This window comes from Kitasatospora sp. NPDC057223, from assembly GCF_042669755.1.
Lineage (GTDB): Bacteria > Actinomycetota > Actinomycetes > Streptomycetales > Streptomycetaceae > Kitasatospora.
Genome location: NZ_JBHUWW010000006.1, coordinates 23,793 through 46,107, shown reverse-complemented (window position 1 = coordinate 46,107; position 22,315 = coordinate 23,793). Strand labels below are relative to the sequence as shown.

The window sequence follows — 22,315 nt, the reverse complement described above, 5'->3', positions numbered from 1 at the left end:
CGGGCTCGGGGGTGGGTTCAGGGCGCGGCGGAATCCACCAGGGTGTCCCCGAGGCGCCGGTGGCGGAGCCGGCGGGCGGCCAGGCGCTCCGCCTCCGGGGCGGCGGCCAGTGCGGCCAGTGCGGCGCCGATCGCCCGGCCGATCCGGTCGCAGAACTCGGCGGGCTCGTCCGCCGCGTCCGGCTGCTCCGGCACCACCTGGCCGACCAGGCCCACGGCCGCGAGGTCGTACGCGCCGATGCCCTGGGTGCGGGCCAACTCGGGGGCGTGGTCGCCGTCGCGGTGCACGATCGCGGAGGCGCCCTCGGGCGGCAGCGGTGCCAGCCAGGCGTGTTCGGCGGCGATCAGCCGGTCGGCGGGCAGCAGGGCGAGCGCTCCGCCGCCGGAGCCCTGGCCGAGCAGGACGGCGAGCACGGGCGTGCGCAGGGCGAGCAGGCTGGTCAGGCAGTAGGCGATCTCCACTGCCACACCGTCGAGTTCGGCCTGCGCGGAGAGTTCGGCCCCGGCCGTGTCGGCCACCGTCACCAGGGGCAGGCCGAGTTGCTCCGCGAGCTGGGCCGTCCGGCGGACGGCGCGCAGGTCGGTCGCGGTGAACGGCCGCTCCTGCCCCGGGGATCGGCGCTGCTGGCCGACCACCACGGCCGGCCGCCCGTCGAAGACCGCCAGCGCGCGCACGAGTGCGCCGTCGCCGCCGCCGGGGGTGTCCAGCAGGACGAGTTCCTCGGCGCTGTGGCCGAGGAGTTCACGGGTGCCGGGGCGGTCCGGGCGCCGGGTGCGCCGGACGGAGTCCCAGGCGTCCACGGTGCGCCCGGTGACCGGCGGCAGGGGAGCGGCCACACCGGGGGAGGGCCGGGCGCACAGGACGGCCAGAGCCCGGCGCAGCGTCTCCCGTAGGGCGTCCGGCGCGACCACGGCGTCGACGAGTCCGCGTTCGGCCAGGGTCTCGGCGAGCTGGATGTCCGCCGGGAGCTGGACGCCGCGCAGTTCCTCGTACACCCGCGGGCCGAGGAAGCCCAGCCGGGCGCCGGGCTCCGCCAGCACCAGGTGGCCGAGCGTGCCCCAGGACGCGAAGACGCCGCCCATCGTCGGGTTGCGCAGGTAGGTGAGGTACGGCAGTGCGGCGGCCTGGTGGGCCTGGACGGCGGCGGTGATCCGCAGCATGCAGAGGAAGGCCGCCGACCCCTCCTGCATCCGGGTGCCGCCCGAGACGGGCAGCGCGACGAGGGGAAGCCGTTCGGCGGTGGCACGCTCGACGGCCCGGGTGATCCGCTCGGCGGTGGCGACCCCGATCGAGCCTCCCAGGAAGCCGAACTCGGAGGCCACCACGGCGACGGGCCGGCCGTCCAGCCGGAGCAGGCCGGTCGTGACGGCCTCGTCGAGCCCGGTGCGCTCCCGGGCCCGGTCCAACGAGGCCCGGTAACCCGGGTCGGCGGGCGGGCCGGCCGGCGGCTCGTCCCAGCAGGTGAAGGTGCCCGGGTCGGCTATCAGGTCGATGAGCTGACGGGCGGTCGGGCTCGGGCGTCCGGTCATCGGGCCGTTCCTCCGTCCGTGCGGTGCCGCGCGGGTGCGCGGGTGTCGTGCTCGGCGTCCGCGGCGCGGCCGCGCGGTCGGTCCAGCTCCCAGGAGTCCACGTGATCACCCTACGCATCCGTCCGGCGGCGCCAGGGGATGTCGCTGCGACTGTGAGCAGGCCCACCGTCCCCCGCTGCCGCACCCGTGCCCGGCCGCCGCGTCCGGCCGTGCTGCCGCACCCGTGATCCGCCGCCGCACCTGTGCCCCGCAGCCCCACCCGTGGCCCGACGATCTGTCGTGCCGGCGGCCCTCGGGCTGGCAGGCTGTCTGTTGCCCGGGCGTAGGGTCGTGCATAGCGTGCCAGGCATGTCCGGCGCCCCACCGCCGGCCCGTCCGGAAAGCAGGCGCTCCTCGTGGCCACCCCCCGCACTCCCGCCACCCCCGTCGGCTCCGCCACCGCGAACGGCGGGGTGTCGTTCTGGTACTCCGCGACCGGCCTGCCGGAGCCCCGGGCCCGCCTGGACGGCCCGGCCGCCGCCGACGTGTGCATCGTCGGCGGCGGCTTCACCGGGCTGTGGACCGCCTACTACCTGAAGAAGGCCGACCCGGGTCTGCGGGTGACCGTCCTGGAGCGGCGGTTCTGCGGCTTCGGCGCGTCCGGCCGCAACGGGGGCTGGCTCTACAGCGGCTTCGCCGGGCGCGGTGTCTTCGCCCGGCGGTACGGGCGGGCGGCGGCGGTCGGGATGCAGCGGGCGATGAACGCCTCGGTGGACGAGGTGATCCGGGTCGCGGCCGAGGAGGGCATCGAGGCCGACATCGTGAAGGGCGGCGTCCTGGAGGTGGCCCGGAACCGGCCGCAGCTGGCCCGGCTGAAGGCCTTCGTCGAGGAGGAGCACGCCTACGGACAGCACGAGCAGACCCTGCTGGGCGCGGCGGAGTCGGCGGCCAGGATCGGCGTCGCGGGCACGCTGGGCGGCAGTTGGGGCCCGTACGGCGCGCGGATCCAGCCCGCGAAGCTGCTCCTGGGCCTGGCCCGGGTCTGCGAGGCGCTGGGAGTGGAGATCCACGAGTCCACCCCGGTGACGGAGATCCGGCCGGCGGCCGGCGCGGCACCGGCCCGGGCGCTCACGCCGTACGGCGCGGTGTCGGCCCGGTTCGTCCTGCGGGCGACCGAGGGCTTCACGGCAGGCCTGCGCGGCGAACGGCGGACCTGGCTGCCGATGAACTCCTCGATGATCGTCACGGACCCGCTGCCGCCGTCGTTCTGGGCCGGCACCGGCTGGGCGGGCCGGGAGACGCTGGGCGACATGGCCCACGCCTACATGTACGCGCAGCGCACCGCCGACGACCGGATCGCGCTCGGCGGCCGGGGCGTCCCGTACCGATTCGGCTCGAAGGTCGACGAGGACGGCGTGACACAGCGGCGGACCATCGCCCAGCTGCGGGAGAGCCTGCTGCGCTTCTTCCCCGCCGCCGGTGCGTACGTCGGCCCGCAGGCCGGGGTGGCGCACGCCTGGTCGGGCGTGCTGGGCGTGCCGCGCGACTGGTGCTCGACGGTCGAGCTCGACCCGGCCTCGGGCCTGGGCTGGGCCGGCGGGTACGTCGGCAGCGGCGTCACCACCACCAGCCTGGCCGCCCGCACCCTGCGCGATCTGGTGCTGCAGGCCGGCGGCGCCGGTGCCACCGAGCTGACCGCGCTGCCCTGGGTGGGGCACGCGGTGCGCCGCTGGGAGCCCGAGCCGCTGCGCTGGATCGGCGTCCACGGCATGTACGCCGCGTACCACGCGGCCGACCGGCAGGAGGGCGGCGGCCGGGCCGGCACCTCGCCGATCGCCCGGATCGCGGACGTGCTGTCCGGCCGGCACTGACCGCTGCGGGTACTGACTGCGGTGGGTACTGACGCGGCGGGCGCCGGCCCGCAGCCCGGGCACTCGGGCCGGCCGGGTGACCCGACGGTCCGTCACCCGGCAGGCCTGCGAACAGAACCGTGCACGAACGGGTAGCGTCGCGGTGGCACCGCCGCCCCGGCCGGGGCGGACAACCGGACCTGTTGCACGGCCCTGCCGGAAGGACCTCATGCCCAGGACACCGTCCGTCACAGCTCACTCCGCAGCGCCCGGGGCCGCCCTGCGCCTGTTCGGGGCCGTCACCGCCCTCGTGCTGGCCACCGGCTGTTCGGGGGGCGGCGGCTCGGACGGGCCGGAGCCCTCCGGCACGAACGCGAGCGCATCGGTGTCCGGCGACCTCGGATCGTCCCCGCCCGTCGAAGGAGGACCGGGGCAGCCGTCCGCGCCGCGCAGCTCGGCCGGGGGCAACGGCGGCGGCTTCAACGCGGCCGGCCAGGTCTCCCCGAACGTCAGCGGTGTCTGGCCGAGCGCCGTCGTCGAAGTCACCAACGTCTCGAAGGAGGGCCCCCTCACGGTGTCGGTGTCCCAGGTCACCGACTGCACGGGCGGCAGGGTCTCGGCGACGGCGAGCCCGGTGAGCCCGTCGGACCCGACCAAGTCGGTGGCTGTCGGAGCCACCGAGTCCTTCGTCTTCGCATTCAGTGGAGACCCCGCCGGACCCGGTGACCGGAAGGGCTGCGCGAAGATCTCCGTGAACGGCTCCGGCATCACCGCCGACGGCACCGTGCAAAGCTCGGGCCAGTCCGTCGGCGGGTCCTCGAACTCTCCCGCCGACGGGGACACCGGTACCTCCGGCGCCCCCAGCGGCAGGGGCACCAGCACCAGCACCAGCACCGGCACCGGCAGCGAGAACGTCGGGAGCGCCGCGACCGCGACGAGCACGCCCTGAGCCCGGTGCCGGCCGGGCCCGGCGACGACGCGCAGCACCAGGACACGGGCGCGCCGCCGCGTTCCTGGAGCAGCTGGGCCAGCCTGCTCGCCACGCTGATCGCCCCCACCACCTTCATCAGCGCCCTGCTGCTCTTCTTCGGTTTCGCCTACACCGACGCGCTGTACGCCCACTTCGGGATCGACGCCGCCACCCTCGGCTTCTCCACCCAGGACTTCCTGCTCCGCAGCTCCGCCGCGCTCTACCTGCCGGCCGGGGTGGTGCTGTGCGTCGCGCTGGTCGGCGTGCTCGCCGCCTACCTGGTCAGCGCCGCGAGCCGGACCGGCCCGGCCGCCGCCCGGCGGGTCAGGCGCGGCTGCCTGGCCCTGATGCTGCTGGCGCTGCCGGTCTTCGTCCTCGGGGTGCTGGCCGGCTGCCGGGTCCTGGACGCCGGTCCGATGGGCACCCCGCTGTTGCTGGGCGGGGCCCTGCTGCTGTTCGTCTACGCCAGGGTGCTGTCCGTGAAGAGCACCGGAGCCCGCTACCCGTTCGCGCAGGAGCGGGCGGCCGTGGCCGTCCTCGCGGCGCTGATCGCGCTCTGCTCGTTCTGGGCCGTCGGCGCCTACGCCCACCACAAGGGCCGCGCCGACGCCCGGATGCTGGCGGGCAATCTGACGCTGCGTCCGGCCGTCGTGGTGGACACCACCGAGCGCCTCTACCTGCAGTGGCCCGGGGTCGACGAACGGGCGCTGCCGGGCGCGGACACCGGGCAGCGGTTCCGGTACCGCTACCGGGGGCTGCGCCTGCTGGCCCAGTCGGCGAACCGGATGTTCCTCATCCCGGACACGTGGACCTGGAACGACGGCAACGTGCTGATCCTCCCGATGGACGCCAACTCCCGGGTGGCCTTCCACCCCGGCTGAGACCACCGCCCGGCCGCGCTCCGGTGTCGCTCCGGCGTCGGTCCGGCCCGGCTCAGGCGGCGGCGGACACGTACGCCCTGTGCACCGGCACGGCGCGCATGCCGCGCAGCGGCGAGGCCAGCAGGATCGCCGGCCACAGCAGGGTCAGCCCGGCCAGCACGAACAGCGTGGGGCGCAGCCCGGTCCAGGTGGCCAGGGCGCCGGCCGCGAGCGGGCCGAGCGGGAGGGCACCCAGTTGCAGGAAGCGGCTGGAGCCGTTCATCCGGCCCAGCATCTCCGGTGGGCAGACCAGCTGTTGCACCGTCCCCGAGGCCGTGGCGTACAGCATGCCCGCCGCGGTCAGCGAGGTGAACACCACGGCCACGATCCACGGGCCGGCCGGCCCCGGGTGCACCAGCGGGGTGACGAGTTCGAAGGGCCCGGAGAGCAGCGCGCCCAGGATCATCGTGCGGCCGGTGCCGATCCGGGCGACGATCCGGCCGGTGGCCATGCCGCCGATCACGCCGCCGATCAGGCTCAGCCCGTAGACGAGCCCGGCCGTCCGTACGCTCCAGTGCAACTCCCTGATGACGTAGAGCAGCCAGACCGAGCTGACGCCGCGCAGCAGCAGTGCGCTGACGGCCCCCGAGAGGCTGATGACCCGCAGCAGCGGATGCCCGAGGACGAGGCGCAGCCCCGCGACGATGTCGGCGCGCACGGTGGCCGGGCCGGCGGCGGTCGGCGTGGGGACCGGCTCCCGGAAGCGGGTGGCGGCGAGGGCGGTGGCGCTCAGCAGGTAGGAGAGCGCGTCGGCGGTGATCGCGCGGGCCGCGCCGGCCAGGCCGATCAGGAAGCCGCCGATGCTGGGCCCGGCCATCTCGGCCAGCGCGCGGGCGGTGTTCATCCGGCCGTTGGCGTCGACCAGCCCGCGCCCGCCGAGCAGCAACGGCAGCAGGCTCGCGGACGCGGCGTCGAAGACCACTCCGAGGCTGCCGGTGACCAGGCCGACGGCGCACAGCTGGAGGTAGGTGACGTGCCCGAACGCGGCGGCGAGCGGGATCGAGCCCATCGCCAGTGCGGCCCCGAGGTTGCAGCAGATCATGAGCTGGCGCTTGCGCACCCGGTCGACGAGTACCCCGGCCGGCAGCGAGACCAGCAGCGAGGGCAGGGCGCTCAGCGCGCCGAGGGCCGCGATCTGGAAGGCGCTCGCCTTCAGCACCACGACCGCGACCACCGGCAGCGCCAGCCAGCTGATCTGCGAGCCGAACAGACTGACCGTCCGGCCGCTCCACAGCAGCATGAAGTCCCGGTCCCGCCACAGTGATCCGGTGGATTCCCCCGTACGCATCCGGCCGATGCTACCCGGTCGGTGCGGCCCCGGAGCCCCCCACAGGGCTCCGGGGCCGCACCGGGGTGACCGGGCCTACACCGTGGCGCCCCGGACGGCGGCGTCGAACCAGCGGGTCAGCGTGGTCGGGTGGGTGATCGCCGTGCCGACGACCACCGCGAACGCGCCCGCCTCCAGTGCCGCGCGGGCCTGTGCGGGTGTGTGGATCCGGCCCTCGGCGATCACCGGTACGTCCAGCGCGCCGGCCAGCCGTTCCACCAGGCGCAGGTCCGGTCCCTCGGTGCGGGGCGAGCCCTCGGTGTAGCCGGACAGCGTGGTGCCGACCAGGTCGGCGCCGAGCCCGGCGGCCCGGACGCCCTCGGCCTCGGTGGAGACGTCGGCCATCACCAGCCGGCCGGCCGCGTGCACGGCGTCGATCGACTCGGCGAGCGGACGCCCGTCGGGGCGCGGCCGGTCGGTGGCGTCCAGCGCGACGATGTCGGCGCCCGTCCGGGCCACCTCGACCGCGTGGCGTGCGGTCGGGGTGATGTAGACGCCGGTCGCGCCGTCCTTCCAGAGGCCGATCAGGGGCAGGCCGGTGGCCGGGCGGATCGCCCGCAGGTCGTCCAGTCCCTGGGCCCGGATGCCCGCCGCGCCGCCCTCGATCACCGCGAGTGCGGTGCGCCGCATCGCGTCGGGGTCGCGCAGCGGCTCGCCGGGGTACGCCTGGCAGGAGACGATCAGCCGCCCCCGCAGCCCTGCCAGCAGGTCGGTGCTCATGCGGCCACCGCCCAGCCGAGCCGGGCCGCGCCGATCATCGCGGCGGACTGGCCGAGCGTTCCGGGCAGGACCGGCAGGCCGCGCAGCGGCGGGAGCAGTTCGCTCTCGACGGCGGCCAGCAGCGGGTGCCACCAGGCGTCGCCGCACTGGCTGACCCCGCCGCCGACCAGCACCACGTCCGGGTCCAGGACGTTGGCGAGCCCGCCGACGGCCTGGCCCAGCGCGTGTGCGCCCCCGGCCAGCACGTCGGCGGCGAGCCGGTCGCCGGCCTCGGCCGCCGCGGCGACCTGGGCCAGGTGGTGGGTGCCTGCCGCGCCGCCCCGGCGCAGGTACTCGGCGAGCAGCGCCGGGCCCGAGGAGACGACCTCCACGTGCCCGGCCCCGCCGCAGGTGCAGGGCAGGCCGGCGGCCGCTGCGGACGGCACGTGCCCGGCGTGCCCGGCGGCGGCCCGCGCACCGTGGTGCACCCGGCCGTCGATCAGCAGCGAACCGCCGACCCCGGTGCCCACGGCGACCAGCAGGACCGTACGGCGGCCGGCGGCGGCGCCCGTCCAGGCCTCGCCGAGCGCGTGCGCGTGCACGTCGTTGTCCACCGCGACGGGGACGCCGAGCAGTTCGCGCAGGCCGCCGCGCAGGTCGGTGCCGCCCCAGCCGGGCAGCGCGTCGGTGGCCGAGCGGACGACGCCGCCGACGGGGTCGATCACCCCGGCGCTGCCGATCCCGGCGGCGACCACGTCGCCGTCCAGCTCGCGCACGGCACCGGCGACGGCCGCGAGGACGGCGGCCGGGCCCTGGGAGGCCGGGGTGGGGACGGTGACGACCCGTCCGAGCGTGCCGTTCTCGGCGACCAGGCCGGCCGAGATCTTCGTCCCGCCGATGTCGACGCCGGCGACCGACCTCACCGCGGGACCGCCGTACCCAGCAGGCCCGCCGTGTCGAGCAGTTCCGCGATCGCGGCGGTCTCGGTGCCGCCCAGCGGCAGCATCGGCTCGCTCATCACGTTGGTGGCGATGATGCCGCGCAGCATCAGCGCGGTCTTGAACGCGCCCAGGCCCGCGGCCGTGCCCGAAGTGCCCTTCGCGACGAAGACCATCTCGAACAGCCTTGCCAGCCGGTCCTGTTCGGCCTTCGCCGTGGCCCAGTCGGCGTCGGCGGCGGCGTTCACCAGGCGGGTGTAGCCGTGCGGGTCGACGTTGGCGAGGCCGGGGACGGCGCCGTCGGCGTCGCCCAGCAGCATCGCGTCGACGACCACCTCGTGGCCGGTCAGCACCGAGAACCCGGGCAGCGGGGCGGCGCCCAGGGTGAGCCGGCGGAAGCCCACGTCGTCGCCGCTGGAGTCCTTGATGCCGGCCAGCACGCCGTCGGCGGCGAGCTTCAGCACCAGCTCGGTGCTCAGCTTGCTGTGCACGCAGACCGGCACGTCGTAGGCGAACAGCGGCAGGTCGACGGCGTCGGCGATGAGCCGGAAGTGCCGGTCGATCTCGGTGTCGTGGGTGCGGGTGTAGAACGGGGCGGTGGCGACCACCGCGTCCGCGCCGAGCTTCTTCGAGATGCCGCCGCGCTCGATCACCCGGTTGGTGGTGGTCTCGATGGCGCCGGCGATCACCGGGACCTGGCCGGCGTTGGCGCCGACGATGATCTCCAGGACGCGGCTGCGCTGGTCCTCGGTCAGGTAGGCGGTCTCGCTGGAGCTGCCGAGCGCGAACAGGCCGCTCACGCCGCCCTCCAGCAGGAACGCGACGAGCCGCTCCAGCGACGCCTGGTCGATCTCGCCCTCGGCGGTCAGCGGGGTGACGACCGGGGGGATGACGCCGGTGAACTGCGCCTGACGGGCGGTCATGAAGTGCTCCTTGCAGGGGTTTCGGGGTGAATGCAGTGCCAGCGGTGCTCGTCGGCGCCGCTCGGCGCGGGGAAGGCGGTGCCGCACGCGTCGTCGGCCTTCCAGCACCGGGTGCTGAACGGGCAGCCGGGCGGCGGGTTCGTCGCGGACGGCACGGGGCCGGTCAGCACGATCCGCTCGGTGTCGGTGAGCAGGCTCGGCGTCGCCGACAGCAGCGCCTTGGTGTACGGGTGGGAGGGGGCGCCGGCCACCTCGGCCGCCGCGCCCTCCTCGACGATCCGGCCGAGGTAGAGCACCGCGAGCCGGTCGGCGAGGTAGCGCACGGTCTGGATGTCGTGCGAGATGAAGACCATCCCGAGGCCGAGCCGGGCCCGCAGGTCGACCAGCAGGTTCAGCACCTGGGCGCGGACGGAGACGTCCAGCGCGCTGGTCGGCTCGTCGGCGACGATCAGCTCGGGCTCCAGGGCCAGCGCCCGGGCGATCGCGACCCGCTGGCGCTGGCCGCCGGAGAGCTGGCCGGGCAGCGACCGGACGGTGTGCGCGGGCAGGCCGACCAGGTCGAGGAGCTCCTCGACCCGCTCCTCGCGCTGCCGCTCGGTGCCCCGGCGGTGGACGTCCAGCGGGTCGCGCAGGATGCGCCCGACCTGCAGCCGGGGGTTGAGGGCGGTGGACGGATCCTGGAAGACCACGCCGACCGAGCTGCCGAACTCGGCCCGGCGCCGCCCGCCCGGCATCGTCCAGAGGTCCTCGCCGCGGAAGGTGACGGTGCCCTCGGTCGGCCGCTGCAGGCCGGTCAGCACCCGGGCCAGGGTGGACTTGCCGCAGCCGGACTCGCCGACGAGGCCGACGATCTCGCCCTTGCGGATCTCCAGCGAGGTGTCGGTCAGCGCGTGCACCGAGTCCCGGTGGAACAGCCCGCCGCTGCGGGCGCGGTGGCGCACGTGCACGCCGTCCAGGCGGAGCATCGGCTGCTCCCGGCCGAGGTCGGGCAGGCTCGTGGCCAGGCCGGTCGAGCTCATCGGACGCTCCCTTCGAGGACGGCGGCGGCGGGGTGGTGGCAGGCGAAGCGGTGGTCGTCCTCGCCGCCACTGGGGGCCGGGGTGGCCGGCGGCGGGGTGCTGCGGCACAGCCCGGTGGCGGCGGGGCAGCGGGAGGCGAACCGGCAGCCCGCGCCGAAGCGCTGCGGCGGCGGGACGACCCCGGAGATCTGGTGCAGGCGCTCGGCGCCCGCCTCCAGCGAGACGACCGAGCCGAGCAGGCCCCGGGTGTAGTGGTGGGTGGGGTCGGTGAGCACCGCGCGGATGGCGCCGAGCTCGGCGACCTGGCCCGCGTACATCACGGCGACCCGGTGCGAGAGGTCGCCGACCAGCGCGAGGTCGTGCGAGACCAGCACCATCGCGAAGCCGAGCTCGTCGCGCAGCCGGACGAGCAGTTCGACGACCTGGGCCTGCACGGTGACGTCCAGGGCGGTGGTCGGCTCGTCGGCGATCAGCAGCTTCGGGTCCCGGGAGAGCGCCATGGCGATCAGCACGCGCTGGCGCTGGCCGCCGGAGAGCTCGTGCGGGTAGCTGCGCAGGGTGCGCCCGGGGGAGAGGCCGACCAGTTCGAGCAGCTCGGCGGGGGTCTTGGTGCCGCCCCGGGAGGTGAGCTGCTTCAGCTGCTTGCCGACCAGCATGGACGGGTTGAGCGAGGACAGCGCGTCCTGGTAGACCATGGCGATCTCGGGGCCGAGCAGCGCGTGGCGTTCCTTGGGCGGCATCGTCAGCAAGTCCTGGCCGCGGTACTCGATCCGGCCGCTCACCTCGGCGTTGCGGGCCAGCAGGCCCATCACCGCGAGGCTGGTGATGCTCTTGCCGCAGCCGGACTCGCCGACCAGGCCGAGGGTCTCGCCCTCGCGGACGGTGAAGGAGATCCCGTCGACCACCGCCGTGTCGCCGTAGCGGTCGGGGAAGCGGATCGACAGGTCGCGGACCACGAGCAGCTCGGGCGCGCCCTCGGGCACCGGGGTGATCCGTACGGGCTGCTCGTGCACCCGGGTCGCCAGCCGGCGCAGCGCGGCCAGGGTGCCGGCGGTGTCGGCAGCCACGGTGAGCGGGTCGGCCTCGGCGGCGACGGCCGCGCCGGCCGGGGTGCCCTGGGCGGGGGCGGCGGCCGGCGCGGCGGAGGCGTCGGTCAGGCCCTCGGCCAGGATGTTCAGCGACAGGACGGTGATCAGGATCGCCAGGCCGGGGAAGAGCGTGGCCCACCAGCCGCCGGCGAGCAGGATCTTCTGCCCGTACGAGAGGATGTTGCCCCAGCTGGGGTTCGGGTCCTGGACGCCGGCGCCGATGAAGGACAGGCTCGCCTCGAAGATGATCGCCTCGGCGACCAGCACGGTGGCGAACACCATGACGGGTGCGGCGCAGTTGACCGCCACGTGCCGGAGCACGATGTGGTGGCGCCGGGCGCCGATGACCTTCTCGGCCGCGACGTAGTCCTCGCCGTACTGCGACTGGACGTTGGCGCGCACCACCCGGGTCAGCATCGGCACGTAGACGAAGGCGATGGTGAGCACCAGGATCGGCACGCTCTTGCCGAAGACGGTCACCAGCACGGCGGCGAGCGCGATCGGCGGGAACGCCATCACGACGTCCAGCACGCGCATCACCGACTCGTCGCCCCACTTGCGGCTGGTCGCCGCGACGGAGCCGAGCAGGGCGCCGAGCACCAGCGCGACCGCGGTGGCGCCGAGGCCGATGACGAGCGAGTAGCGGGCGCCGCCGACCACGCGGGCGAGGATGTCCCGCCCGGCCCGGTCGGTGCCGAACCAGTGGGCGCCGCTCGGCGACTGCACCGGGATGCCGGTGGCCAGGGCGTTCTGGGTGAACAGCGGGCCGAGCGCGGCGCCGAGCACGACGAGCAGGAGCACGCCCGCCGCGATCCGCGAGGGGAGCGGCAGCCGGCGGAAGCGGATGCCGGGGCGGGCCAGACTGCGGAGGAATCCGATACGCATCTCAGACCGTCCTGACGCGTGGGTTGACGAGCAGTACGAGCAGGTCGGCGATGACGTTCACGACCAGGAAGACCACCGCGATGGTGAGCACCGTGCCCTGGACGAGGGCGACGTCGCCGCCGGTGGTGCCTTCGAGGATCAGTTTGCCCATGCCGGGGAGGTCGAAGATCGTCTCGATCACCACGGCGCCGCTGAGCAGGTAGCCGACCCGCAGGCCGAGCACGGTCAGCGGGGTGACCATGGCGTTGCGCAGCACGCCGCGGATCACCACGGCGCGGGGCAGGCCGTTGCCGGTGGCGGTGCGGACGTAGTCGCGGTCGAGTTCGGCCACCATCGACGTGCGGACCAGGCGGGCCAGCGAGGCGGAGACCGGCACGGCCAGCGAGATCGCCGGCAGGATCATGGTCCTCAGCCAGCCGCCGAAGTCGTCGCCGGGGTTCACGTAGCCGCCGGTCGGGAAGATCTCCCGGCGCAGTGCCAGCTCCTGGATGAGCATGATGCCGAGCCAGAAGGAGGGGATGGCGATGCCGGCGATGGAGAGCACCCGGGTGAGCTGGTCGGGCCAGCGGTCGCGGTAGAGCGCGCCGGTGATGCCGAGCACCAGGGCCAGCACGATCGCGATCAGCAGGCCGAGCAGGGTCAGCTGGAGGGTGAGCGGGAAGGCGGTGGTGATCCGGTCGGCGACCGGCTGGCTGGGCGGCACGGTCATGCCGAGGTCGAGGTGCAGCAGGTTGCCGAGGAAGCGGAAGTACTGGACCGGCAGCGGGTCGTTCAGGCCGTTGGCCTCGGCGAACGCGGCGCGGGCCTCGGGGGTGGCGCCCTCGCCGAGCGCGTTGTACGCGGGGTCGGCGGGGGAGAACTGCAGCACCACGAAGACCAGCAGGGTCACGCCGAGGATCATCGCCGGCAGGATCGCGACACGTCGCAGCGCGAGCCGCAGGAAAGCGAGCATCGATCAAGTCCTTGATTGTGCGGGGGAGGCGGGGGCGGCCGTCGCCGTGCGGGGGGACGGCCGCGCCCCGGTCAGGTGGCGCTGACGTCCAGGAACGAGAGCCCGGTCGTCGGCAGCGGCTTGAAGCCCGCCAGCCCCTTCGGGTTCCAGGCGGTCGGCAGCTTGCGGTGCAGCACCGGGTACAGCGGGACCTCGTCGGCGACCAGGTCCATGGCCTGCTGCCAGAGCTTGCTCTGGGTGTCCTTGTCGGAGGACTGCGCGGCCTGGTCCAGCAGCCCGGTGAGCTGGGTGTCCTGGGCCGAGCCGGCCCAGCGGAAGCGCTTGGTGGGCCAGGTGCCGACGTAGAACCAGCGCATCAGCAGGTCGACGTCGTTGCCGAACACGGACGGGTCGCCGGGGGCGGCCATCACCTGGAACTCGCCGGCGTCGATCTTCTTGTACTGGCCGGAGGAGTCGCCGACGTCCAGCGTCGTCCTCAGGCCGACGGCGTCCCAGCTCTCCTTGATGATCGGCGCGATGTCGGTGACCCAGCCGGTGTTGGTGGTCATCAGGGTCAGCGACAGGCCGCTGACGCCGGCCGCCGCCAGCAGCGCCTTCGCCTTCTCCGGGTCGTGGGAGTAGACGGTGGACGCCTTGTGGTAGTCCGGGTGGGTCGGCTGGAGGTAGCCGGAGGCGGCGGTGCCGTTGCCGAACATCGCGGTGGCGATGATCTTGTCCATGTCCAGCGCGTAGTGCAGCGCCTGCCGCACCCGCTTGTCGTCGAACGGCTTCGCCGAGCAGTTGAACATCAGGAAGAGGTTGCCGAAGGACTGCACCGACTCGACGGTGGCCTTGCCCTTGACCCCGGAGACGTCGACGTAGGGGACGTCCTCGATGGCGGCGACCCGGCCGGAGACCAGGGCGCTGACCCGCGCGGTGGAGTCGGAGGTGAGCCGCCAGTTCATCGCGGCGGCCTTGGCGGGGCGGGGTCCGTTGTAGGAGTCCCAGCGCTTGAAGACGATCTTGTCCTGGCGGGTGGCCTCGATCAGCTGGTACGGCCCGGAGCCGACCGGCTTGGCGTCGAAGCCCTTCGGGTCGGCCTCGACGATCTTCTTGGGCACGATCCGCGCGACCGAGATGCGGGTGGGGAACAGCGGGAAGGCGTACTTCAGCCTGAACTCGACCGTGCTCGCGTCCACCGCCGTGACGCCCGCGAGGAACGGCAGGAACTGCACCATCAGCGAGGCGTTGGCCGGGTCCAGGATCCGGGTGAAGCTGAACACCACGTCCTCGGCGGTGACCGGGGAGCCGTCGTGGAAGGTGGCCCCCTGGCGCAGGGTCGCCCGGTACGTGGTGTCGTCGATCTTCTTCGGCAGCTCGGTGGCCAGCGCGGGGTAGGCGGCGCGGGTCACCGGGTCGAGGTCGACCAGGGACTCGAAGACGTGCAGGTTCGCGGCGACGGGGGTGGCGCCGGAGGCCGTCATCGGGTCGAAGCCGCTGGAGAGGCTGTACGAGATGCCGGCCTCGATCGTGCCGTTCACGTTGACGGCGCCGGACGTCCCGGCGCTGCTGTCGGCGCCGCTGGTGGACGACGGTCCGCCGCAGGCGGACACCGTTCCGGCGATGGCGGCCGCGGCGGAGACCGCGCCGACCAGGCGGAGGAAGTTGCGGCGACCCACTTCGTCATGAAGCCGATCCAACACGGGGCGCTCCTCGGGGGCGGAGAGTGTGGGGGAGGGTGGCGAAAGTCGCTGACATCGGATGTCTGATGTCCGATGTACTTGATAAGGTGTGAACCTAGCTGGACCAGGGAGAGGGGTCAAGAGGTGGCGAATCCGAATATGCCGGATTCCGGTGGGGTGCGGTCGATGCGCCGGCCGACGGTCGCGGAGCAGATCAAGCACTACATCCTCGACAACAAGTTGCGGCCCGGTGACCTGCTCCCGACGGAGAACGAGCTGTGCGCCGCACTGGGCGCGAGCCGCTCCAGCGTGCGCGAGGCGGTCAAGACCCTGCACGCGCTCGACATCGTCGAGGTGCGGCACGGGCACGGCACGTACGTCGGGCGGCTGAGCCTGTCCGCCCTGGTGGAGGGTCTGACGTTCCGTGGACTGCTGAGCCCGGAGGGCGACTTCGCGGTGCTGTCCGACCTCGTCGACGTCCGCGAACTGTTCGAGCGCGGCATGGCCGAGCGCATCATCGGCGGTCTCGACGCGGACCACCTCGACCGCCTGGACGCCCTGGTGGACGAGATGGGGGAGCGGATCGGCGCAGGTCAGGACATCGTCGAGTGCGACCGGCTGTTCCACTCCCTGCTGGTCGAGCCGGTGGGCAACGAGCTGGCCCGGCAGCTGTCGTCGGCCTGCTGGGATGTTTACGCAATCGTTGCCCCGCACCTCAACCTGATCACGGTCAGGGACGAGATCGACACGATCGAGGCACACCGGAACATGGTCCGCGCCGTCCGGGCGGTGGACCCGGCCGCCTTCGACCTGGCGGTCCGGGCCCACTACGCGCCGGTGCGCCGGCGGATCGCCGCCGCCCGCGCCCGCACCGCGGCGGGCGGCTGACCAGCGAAGCACCCCTGGTGCGCAGACGCACCACCGACGGCCGCCGGAGCCCTGCTCCGGCGGCCGTCGCGCGTCCCGGGGCCCCGGGGCGCCCCGGGCGGGCGGCCGGCGGGCGAGCGGGCCCGTCGTGGCTCTTGACGCACCCGGCAGCCGCTCCCTAGGGTCACCGGCAGATCAGATGTCTGATGTCATGTGTCTGCGCGACTGCGGACCCATGTCCAGCCAGTCCCGGGAGCTTCGCCGTGCCGTTGACCGACCTGTCCCTCGCCGAGTGCCTCGCATACCGTCCGGAGCTCCCCGCCCCCGCCGACCTCGACGCGTTCTGGGGCCGCACCCTTGCCGCCGCCGAGGCCGCCGCCGCCCCCACCCGCTTCGAGCCCGTCGACACCGGCCTCACCCAGATCGACAGCTACGACGTGACGGCCACCGGCTTCGACGGGCAGCCCGTCCGGGGCTGGCTCCACCTGCCCGCCGGCGCGACCGGCCCGCTCGGCTGCGTCGTCGAGTACCTCGGGTACGGCCGGGGCCGGGGCCTGCCCCACCAGAGCCTGTTCTGGTCCTCGGCCGGCTACGCCCACCTGATCATGGACTCCCGGGCCCAGGGCTGGAGCACCGCCCTCGGCGCCACCCCCGACCCCGCCGAGTACCGGCCCGGCAGCGTCCCCGGCTTCCTGACCCGGGGCATCGAGAGCCCCGACACCTACTACTACCGCCGGATCATCACCGACGCCGTCCGCTTCGTGGCCGCCGCCCGCTCCCACCCCGCGATCGACCCGGCCAGGGTCGTCGTCACCGGCATCAGCCAGGGCGGCGGCCTCAGCCTCGCCGTCGCCGGTCTCGTGCCCGGCCTGGCCGGGGTGATGCCCGACGTCCCGTTCCTCTGCGACATCCGGCGCGGCGTGGAGACCGCCGCGCTCCCCCCGTACACCGAGGTCTCCGAGTACCTGCGGCTGCACCGGGGCAGCACCGAGCAGGTCTTCCGCACCCTCTCCTACTTCGACGCCGCGCTGCTGGCCACCCGCGCCACCGCGCCGTCCCTGTTCTCCATCGCCCTGATGGACCGGATCTGCCCGCCCTCGACCTGCTTCGCCGCCTACCACGGCTACGGCGGCGCGAAGGAGCTCCGGGTCTACGAGTTCAACGACCACGAGGGCGGCGCCGAGCACCAGCAGCTGCAACAGCTCGCCTGGCTGCGCACCACCATCGGCTGACCCCACGGCCGGCCGAGCACCACCAGCGGTACCCGTACCCGCCACACCCCCCTGTTTCCCCCCACACCGTCACAAGGGAGTGATCGAGCTTTGGCACGTCTCAGCACCGGATCGGCCATCGGGGCCTTCGCCCTCGCCCTGGGCAGCCTCGCGGCCACCCCGGCAGCCGGCCACGCCGCCGCCCTCACCGGCGGCCAGTCCGCCGTCGTCAGCCAGGACTGCACCTCCGGCCGGCTCCAGGAGACGGTGGTCAACAACACCGCCACCGCGACCACCTTCACCCTCAGCTGGCCCGGCGCCGGCACCTGGACGACCGCCGTCGCCCCCGGTGCCACCGGCCACTTCTTCTTCAGCAAGCCGAGCGGCACCGCCTACACCTTCCGCACCACCACCCCGGAGGGCTACGACAACACCGTCAGCGGCACCCTGGACTGCACCGCCGCCCTGCACAGCACGGTCAGCCTGGACTGCCCGCGCAACGCCGACGGCTCACTGCCCGCCACCCACCGGCTGCGCGTCACCCTCGACAACCGCAGCAGCACCGCCCAGACCTTCACGGTCGCCTGGCCCGGCAAGACCGGCTCGCCCTGGTCCCGGACCCTCGCCGCCGGCAGCGGCGACGACAGCCTGTACTGGACGGTCCCGAACGGCGCCCCGTACACGTTCGTGACCAGCACGCCCGGCGGCTGGTCCCGCACCGAGAGCGGCACCGCCACCTGCGGGACGGCGCCCGGCACGCCCGGGATGAACGCGCAGACGCTGCTCACCACCGGCACGCCGATCAGCGGCCTCAACCGGCTGAGCGCGGACGGCACCACGTACGAGAGCTACACCGGCACGGCGAAGTCCGTCCGCATCCCCGCGCTCGCCGTCACCAACACCGGCACGGTGATCGCCACCGCCGACGCCCGGGTCGACAGCGCGGCCGACCTCGGCGGAGCCTCCAACAACATCCAGGTCGTGATGGAGCGCAGCACCGACGGCGGCGCGACCTTCACCGCGCCCGCCGTCATCGCGCACCCGCCGACCACCACCGAGGGCTACGGCGACTCCAGCCTGCTGGTCGACCGCACCACCAACACCGTCTACTGCTTCTTCACCTACGCGCCGAAACCCGGCGTCGGCTACTACGGCTCCACGGCCGGGGACACCTCGGCGACCGCGACCACCAACACCCACGTCCGGTACGTCACCTCCACCGACGACGGCGCCACCTGGAGCGCCGCCGTCGACCTCAACCCGCAGATCCGCAACGCGGCCTGGGCCGGCATGTTCGCCTCCTCCGGCCACGGCGTGCAGCTCGCGAGCGGCCGGCTGGTGCAGCCGATCGTCTACCACGACGCGGCCGGGGACCACTCCGCCACCATCTACTCCGACGACCACGGCGCCGGCTGGCACGTCGGCACCGCCGCCGCCACCGGCTTCAACGAGCACAAGACCGTCCAGCGGAGCAACGGCACCGTGGTGCAGAACCTCCGCTCGAACAGCGGCGGCAACCGCTGGTACGCCACCGCAGCCGACGTCACCGCCCCCTACGGCCCGGCCGTCAACACCGGTCTGATCGACCCGGGGTGCAACGCCGACGAGATCTCCTACCTGCGCCCGGCCGACGTGGACGCGGCGGGTCACCCGCTGCTCACCGGCGTCGCCGTGCACAGCAACTCGGCCTCGACGAGCTCCACCCGGCCGGACCTGACCGTCCGGGTCAGCCGGGACGACGGCGCGAGCTGGCCGCACGAAGTCCTGCTGAAGGCGGGTCAGTCCGGCTACTCCAGCATGGCCGTCCTGGCCGGCGGCGGCGTCGGGAACCTCTACGAGATCGGCGCCACCGGAGGGATCGTCTACACCGGCTTCACCCTCGCCTGGGTGGAGGGCGCCTGACGGACGCTCCGGCCCGCCCGCGCCGTGGCCGGGGCGGGCCGGAGCACCCCCGGTGAGCTGGTAATGTTCTCACCAGCCGAGAGAGTGATCTCCAGGCAATGCGTCGGTGGTGCTGGTGGAGCACGTCCTACTTTCAGTAGGAAGAGTCCGTTCGAATCGGGCCCGGCGCTCCAATCTTTTCCGGCTCCTGCCGGTTCCTTTCCGGCTCTCTGCCGGCTGCGGACGGGTGACAGCACCCCGCCTCAGCCCACCAGTTCGCCCAGCAGCCCGGCGAACTCCTGCGGGTCGATCACCCGGACGCCGAGCTGCTCGGCCTTCTCCCGCTTCGAGCCGGCCCGCTCGCCCGCGACCAGCAGCTTCGTCCGCGCGGAGACGCTGGAGGAGGCCCGGCCCCCGGCCCGCTCGATCAGGGCGTTCATCTCACCCCGGCTGAGTGCCTCCAGCGGCCCGCTCATCGCGCCGGTGACGACCACGGTCATCCCGGCCAGCGGCAGCGCGGTCCCGTCCGGCCCTTCACCCGCGGCGACGGCGTCGGCCGCGAGGGCCACGCCCGGCTCGGTCATGTTGACGCCGGCCGCCGCCAGGCGGTCGATCAGCGGAGCGAGTTCGGCCAGCTCGGTGACCACCTGGGCGGCCTTCTCGGCGCCGATGCCCTCGACCTGCTGGAGCGCCTCCACGTCGGCGGCCCGGACGGCGTCCATCGTGGCGAAGGCCCGCGCGATGCGCCGCGACATGGACCGGCCGGTGCCCCGCACGCCCAGGGCGCAGAACACCCGCGACAGCGGGCGGGACTTCGCGTCGGCGATCGCCGCGAGCAGGTTGGCGCTGCTGGTGTCGCCCATCCGCTCCAGGGTGAGCAGCTGCTCCGTGGTCAGGGCGAAGACGTCGGCGAGGTCGGTCACCAGGCCGGCCTCCACCAGCTGGACCACCCGGCTGCCGCCGAGCCCCTCGATGTCGAGCTGGTCGCGGCCGGCCGCGTAGGCTAGCGAGGCGACCAGCCGGCAGTCGCGGCCCCGGACGCAGCGCCAGCGCAGCTCGGTGGTGTCGATCGCGGAGCCGCACTCCGGGCACTCGGCGGGGAAGGCCACCGGCTGCTCCTCGCCGGTGCGCAGGCCGAGCACCGGGGCCTCCACCCGGGGGATGATGTCGCCCGCCTTGTGGACCAGGACGTGGTCGCCGATCCGCAGGTCGCGACGGGTGATGTCGGTGGGGTTGTGGAGCGTCGCGTAGGTGATGGTCGAGCCGTCGATGAGGACGGGCTCCAGCACGGCCCGCGGGGCGATGACGCCGGTGCGCCCGACCGCCCACTCGACGCCGAGCAGCCGGGTGATCTTCTCGGTGGCGGGCAGCTTGTAGGCGACCGCCCAGCGCGGCGCGCGCGAACCCTCGCCGGCGCTCGCGCGGTCCGCCGCGCTGTCGGCGCGGACCACGACGCCGTCGATGCCGAACGGCAGCCCGGCCCGGAGCGCGGCGATCCCGGCGACCAGGGCCTGCACCTCCTCCGGGCCGGCCGCCGACCGGCCGGGGACGGGCGTGGCGTCGGTGGTCTGCACGCCGAGCTCGGTGAGCAGGGCCATCAGGGCGCCGTGGCCCCGGCCGGCCGCGTCGCGCAGGCGCTCGCCGCTGCCCTCCAGCGGGAGGGCGTCGTACCCGAAGTACGTCATCTCGACGGTGTAGGCCCGGTCGCGGGCGCGCAGACTGCCCGCCGCCGCGTTGCGGGCGTTGGCGAAGGCGGCGCCGCCGTGCGCGATCCGGGTGGTGTTGGCCTGCTCGAACTGGGCGTGCGTCATCAGCACCTCGCCGCGGACCTCGACCGTCTCCGCGCTGCTCAGCCGCTCGGGCAGACCGGTGATCGTCCCGATGGCGTGCGAGACGTCCTCGCCCGAGGTGCCGTCGCCGCGGGTGACCAGTTGGACGAGCCGCCCCTCGCGGTAGCGGGCGGCCACCGCGAGCCCGTCCAGCTTGGGGCTGACGTGCCAGCCCGCCACCGGCCGGCCGATCCGGCGCTCCAGCCCGGCGGCCCAGGCGGTGAGCTCGTCGGCGGAGAAGACGTTGGCCAGGCTGAGCATCGGCGCGCTGTGCGCGACGTCGCCGCTCGCGGCCCCGCCCGCCACCTTGCCGCTCGGGCTGTGCGGCAGCACCGCGGCCGGGTGGGCGGCCTCGTACGCCTCGATGCCCCTGGCCAGCGCGTCGTACGCGGCGTCGTCCAGCGGTGTCTCGGTGCCCGCGTAGTAGGCCGAGGCGGCGGCGACGGCGGTGTCGACGGCACGGGCGTAGGCGTCGTGGTCGGCGAGGACGGCGATGGGCGCGGTGGAGGTCATACGGCTCATCATGTCGGTGGCCACTGACAACGGCCGGGCCGCTGGTTCGGGCCGGTATGCACCGTTTCGGGCCGGTCCGGGTGCGCGGAAATCGCCGACGAACGCCGGGGTTCCACCCCCATGCTTGATCCAATGTCGGCATAATCGCGTCCATGACGATCGCGCGTGCGAACATGAGCACGATTGCTGAAGACCTGTACGTATGGCTTCCCCCCAAGCGGGGCTGGGGGCTGGCCAACTGCGGCCTGCTCGCCTCGCCGCGCACCGCGGCCTGGATCGACACCCCCTACGACCCTTCACTGGCGGGGGAGTTCCTCACCGAGAGCCGCAAGCGGCTGGGTGACGGCGTGTCGGTCGACCGGGTGATCGTCACCCACGCCAACGGCGACCACCTGTGGGGCGCCGGCGTGCTGCCGGACGCCGAGGTGATCTCCACCCGGGAGGCGCTGGAGCACATCCACTACGAGCCGACCCCGAAGCAGCAGCACGCGCTCGTGGCCGGCAGCGACCCGGCGTCCCCGCTGGGCTGGTACCTGGCACGCCACTTCGGCCTCTTCGACTGGTCGGACACCGAGCCGGTGCAGCCGACCCTGATGTTCCAGGGCGAGCTGGAACTGCGCGTGGGTGACCACCCCGTGCACGTGATCGGCCTGCCGCCGGCCCACACCGGGGGCGATCTGATCGTCCATCTGCCCCGGCAGAAGGCGGTCTTCTCCGGCGACGTCATCTTCTCCTCGACCGCCGCCTTCCCCGGCGACCACCCGGTGCACTGGGCCGGCCCGCTGCAGAACGTCATCGACGCCTGCGCCCGGGTGCTGGAGACCGGCGCGGAGATCGTCATACCCGGCCACGGCCCGGTGCTGGACCGGGGCGGCGTCCGGGCCCACATCGCCCACCTCGAACACGTCCGGCAGCGGGCGCACGCCCTGCACGCCGCCGGCGTACCGGCACTGGAGGCCGCCCGGCGGGTGATCGCCGAACGGCGCCACCCGGAGCTCGGCCTGCCGGAGCGGCTGGTGATCACCATCGGTTCGGAGTACCGCCACCTGGACGGCACCGAGCAGGCCGGAGTGCTCGAAGTGATGTCCCAGGTGGCCTCTGTCGCCTGGGAGTTGGAACAGAGTATGATCCCCGGTCGGCGGACCCGGGCAGGCGGGGGCGAGCCTCTCCCGGCCTGAGCAGCCGCCTGCCGCCCACCCTCCCCCCAGCGGTAGGCCCGCCACCACCCCGGTTCAGTCAGCACCGGTCCCGCCGCGCCCCACCCGCGCGGCGCC

At 74.1% G+C, this 22,315-nt stretch carries 17 protein-coding genes; 7 read left to right on the top strand and 10 right to left on the bottom strand.

Translation table 11 applies throughout. From position 1 onward, the window contains the following. Positions 1-17: 17 nt before the first annotated feature. Complete coding sequence (locus tag ACFUK0_RS04195) at positions 18-1,529, bottom strand: carboxyl transferase domain-containing protein (RefSeq protein ID WP_380246483.1); 1,512 nt, start codon at positions 1,527-1,529, stop codon at positions 18-20. A 395-nt stretch (positions 1,530-1,924) separates the two neighbouring features. On the opposite strand from ACFUK0_RS04195, the gene ACFUK0_RS04190 reads away from it, so the two are divergent. From ACFUK0_RS04190 to ACFUK0_RS04180, 3 genes are all read left to right on the top strand, one after another. After that, positions 1,925-3,379, top strand: a complete 1,455-nt coding sequence (locus ACFUK0_RS04190; protein WP_380246482.1) for an FAD-dependent oxidoreductase — start codon at positions 1,925-1,927, stop codon at positions 3,377-3,379. Positions 3,380-3,587: 208 nt separating this feature from the next. Next, positions 3,588-4,307, top strand: coding sequence for a hypothetical protein (locus ACFUK0_RS04185; RefSeq protein WP_380246481.1), 720 nt, complete (start codon positions 3,588-3,590; stop codon positions 4,305-4,307). A gap of 5 nt (positions 4,308-4,312) precedes the next feature. Further along, complete coding sequence (locus tag ACFUK0_RS04180; protein WP_380246480.1) at positions 4,313-5,209, top strand: hypothetical protein; 897 nt, start codon at positions 4,313-4,315, stop codon at positions 5,207-5,209. Between the two features lie 52 nt (positions 5,210-5,261). On the opposite strand, the gene ACFUK0_RS04175 is transcribed toward ACFUK0_RS04180, so the two are convergent. From ACFUK0_RS04175 to ACFUK0_RS04140, 8 genes are all read right to left on the bottom strand, one after another. Next, on the bottom strand, positions 5,262-6,536 hold the full coding sequence (locus tag ACFUK0_RS04175) for an MFS transporter (RefSeq protein ID WP_380246479.1): 1,275 nt from the start codon (positions 6,534-6,536) through the stop codon (positions 5,262-5,264). A 75-nt stretch (positions 6,537-6,611) separates the two neighbouring features. After that, positions 6,612-7,295, bottom strand: a complete 684-nt coding sequence (locus ACFUK0_RS04170; protein ID WP_380246478.1) for an N-acetylmannosamine-6-phosphate 2-epimerase — start codon at positions 7,293-7,295, stop codon at positions 6,612-6,614. Then, a complete protein-coding gene (locus ACFUK0_RS04165) occupies positions 7,292-8,197 on the bottom strand; it encodes an ROK family protein (RefSeq protein WP_380246477.1) in 906 nt (301 codons plus the stop codon). Before ACFUK0_RS04165 ends, ACFUK0_RS04170 begins: the two co-directional genes overlap by 4 nt. Then, a complete protein-coding gene (locus ACFUK0_RS04160) occupies positions 8,194-9,135 on the bottom strand; it encodes a dihydrodipicolinate synthase family protein (protein ID WP_380246476.1) in 942 nt (313 codons plus the stop codon). The genes ACFUK0_RS04165 and ACFUK0_RS04160 overlap by 4 nt, the downstream gene beginning before the upstream one ends. Next, on the bottom strand, positions 9,132-10,100 hold the full coding sequence (locus tag ACFUK0_RS04155; RefSeq protein ID WP_380246563.1) for an oligopeptide/dipeptide ABC transporter ATP-binding protein: 969 nt from the start codon (positions 10,098-10,100) through the stop codon (positions 9,132-9,134). The genes ACFUK0_RS04160 and ACFUK0_RS04155 overlap by 4 nt, the downstream gene beginning before the upstream one ends. Before the next feature lie 50 nt (positions 10,101-10,150). After that, positions 10,151-12,127, bottom strand: coding sequence for a dipeptide/oligopeptide/nickel ABC transporter permease/ATP-binding protein (locus tag ACFUK0_RS04150; RefSeq protein ID WP_380246475.1), 1,977 nt, complete (start codon positions 12,125-12,127; stop codon positions 10,151-10,153). A 1-nt stretch (position 12,128) separates the two neighbouring features. After that, a complete protein-coding gene (locus ACFUK0_RS04145; RefSeq protein WP_380246474.1) occupies positions 12,129-13,079 on the bottom strand; it encodes an ABC transporter permease in 951 nt (316 codons plus the stop codon). 71 nt (positions 13,080-13,150) lie between these two features. Further along, positions 13,151-14,761 (bottom strand): ABC transporter substrate-binding protein, encoded by a 1,611-nt coding sequence (locus ACFUK0_RS04140; protein ID WP_380246473.1) that lies wholly within the window; start codon positions 14,759-14,761, stop codon positions 13,151-13,153. 138 nt (positions 14,762-14,899) lie between these two features. Between ACFUK0_RS04140 and ACFUK0_RS04135 the strand changes: the two genes are divergently transcribed. The 3 genes from ACFUK0_RS04135 (at position 14,900) to ACFUK0_RS04125 (ending at position 18,720) form a co-directional block, all read left to right on the top strand. Continuing rightward, positions 14,900-15,628 carry a FadR/GntR family transcriptional regulator gene (locus tag ACFUK0_RS04135; RefSeq protein WP_380246472.1) on the top strand — a complete coding sequence of 243 codons (729 nt, stop codon included), beginning with the start codon at positions 14,900-14,902 and terminating at the stop codon, positions 15,626-15,628. Positions 15,629-15,870: 242 nt separating this feature from the next. Continuing rightward, a complete protein-coding gene (locus ACFUK0_RS04130) occupies positions 15,871-16,839 on the top strand; it encodes an acetylxylan esterase (protein WP_380246471.1) in 969 nt (322 codons plus the stop codon). 90 nt (positions 16,840-16,929) lie between these two features. Next, on the top strand, positions 16,930-18,720 hold the full coding sequence (locus ACFUK0_RS04125) for an exo-alpha-sialidase (RefSeq protein ID WP_380246470.1): 1,791 nt from the start codon (positions 16,930-16,932) through the stop codon (positions 18,718-18,720). Positions 18,721-18,962: 242 nt separating this feature from the next. On the opposite strand, the gene ligA is transcribed toward ACFUK0_RS04125, so the two are convergent. Next, complete coding sequence (gene ligA / locus ACFUK0_RS04120) at positions 18,963-21,050, bottom strand: NAD-dependent DNA ligase LigA (RefSeq protein ID WP_380246562.1); 2,088 nt, start codon at positions 21,048-21,050, stop codon at positions 18,963-18,965. A gap of 143 nt (positions 21,051-21,193) precedes the next feature. Between ligA and ACFUK0_RS04115 the strand changes: the two genes are divergently transcribed. After that, positions 21,194-22,219 (top strand): MBL fold metallo-hydrolase, encoded by a 1,026-nt coding sequence (locus ACFUK0_RS04115; RefSeq protein WP_380246469.1) that lies wholly within the window; start codon positions 21,194-21,196, stop codon positions 22,217-22,219. Positions 22,220-22,315 lie beyond the last annotated feature (96 nt).